This window comes from Oleiphilus sp. HI0132 (assembly GCF_001635845.1).
The window spans coordinates 1-885 of sequence record NZ_LWGJ01001079.1; the positions used below are offsets into that span (position 1 = coordinate 1).

Below are 885 nucleotides of genomic sequence, written 5' to 3' on the forward strand. Positions count from 1 at the left end.
AAATGCTGACTGGCCGCGATGCAGCTCATAAGAAAATGACTGAGATGCTAGCCAATGGTGAAGAGCTGCCAGTAGATTTGAAAGGCCGCTTTATATACTACGTTGGGCCTGTTGATCCGGTTCGTGAGGAAGTTGTTGGCCCTGCTGGCCCGACTACGGCAACACGTATGGATAAATTTACACATACCATTCTTAAAGAAACTGGCCTGATGGGCATGATCGGTAAAGCCGAGCGTGGCCAGGTGGCGATTGATGCGATTAAAGAATACGGATCAGTATACTTGATGGCAGTGGGTGGCGCGGCTTACTTGGTGTCAAAAGCAATCAAGAATGCTGAAGTGGTTGCCTTCCCTGAACTAGGTATGGAAGCTATTTATGAATTTGATGTGGTTGACATGCCAGTATCAGTTGCCGTTGATAGTCAGGGTATTTCAGTTCACCAGACTGCGCCAAAAGAATGGCAGGCGAAGATCATTGCGGCAAAGTCTGAATAAGAGATAAGCTTGAATTATCTCAGACCTATCTATAATAAAGAGAGTCTTCGTGGCTCTCTTTTTTATTTTNAGCGCCTATGTCTGAATACAAATTAGTCCTTAAACGATTGTGGAAGCAGTAAAATATTATGGAACAAACCTATCGTCTTGTCGTTTCTTGCCCTGACCGTACTGGTATAGTCGCAAAAGTCAGTAACTTTCTGGCAACTTATAATGGTTGGATCACTGAAGCGAGTTACCATGCCGACCAGAAGAACGGCTGGTTTTTTATGCGCAATGAGATCAAGGCGAGTTCGATTCCTTTTGATCTGGAAAACTTCAAAACAGTGTTTGAACCCATTGCCAAAGAGTTTTCCATGTCATGGAGTATTAGCGATTCTAATACTAAGAA

1 protein-coding gene and 1 pseudogene are annotated in these 885 nt (G+C 43.7%); both read left to right on the top strand.

What is annotated here, in order from left to right:
• A partial coding sequence (locus A3766_RS13825; protein WP_197479572.1) for a fumarate hydratase C-terminal domain-containing protein occupies positions 1 to 494 on the top strand: 494 nt, incomplete at its 5' end.
• Positions 495 to 622: 128 nt separating this feature from the next.
• A pseudogene (locus tag A3766_RS13830) lies at positions 623 to 885 on the top strand (formyltetrahydrofolate deformylase); the annotation flags it as partial.